Here is a 412-nt window from a genome sequence, read left to right on the forward strand (position 1 = left end):
GACGGTGAAGTCAGTGGACGTGGTGCCTGCCGCAATGACCACATCACGGGTCACCGGCGTGACATCGCCATCTTCCGTGGTCTTGTGAGCCACGACGATAGTCACGGTGAAATCAGCGGTTGGCGCTTCACTGAGTGTCAAGGTGTAGCTGGCCGCTTCACCTTCATTCACTGAGGCATCGCCCGTCAGGGTCAGGGTTGGCGCATCCGTGGTGGTGCCGTCATTGATGGTGGTTTCGACAGCGGCCGGTGCGGTTGGCTGAGCCTCAAAGTCACCACCGGATGTTGAGTCTACTGACACAGTAAAGACATCATCATCGGCGGATTCATTCAGGCTGTCGTTCAGGGTATCTACGGTAAAGTTGACCGAGGTGGTGTTCGCAGCGATCACCACATCACGGGTCACCGGTGTG

At 57.5% G+C, this 412-nt stretch carries 1 protein-coding gene; it reads right to left on the reverse strand.

Going from position 1 to position 412, the window contains the following annotated elements; all coding sequences use genetic code 11:
• On the reverse strand, window positions 1-412 hold a 412-nt coding region (locus G5S52_RS23525; RefSeq protein ID WP_165018897.1), incomplete at both ends, for a hypothetical protein.

This window comes from Grimontia sedimenti (assembly GCF_011045095.1).
GTDB classification, from domain to species: domain Bacteria; phylum Pseudomonadota; class Gammaproteobacteria; order Enterobacterales; family Vibrionaceae; genus Enterovibrio; species Enterovibrio sedimenti.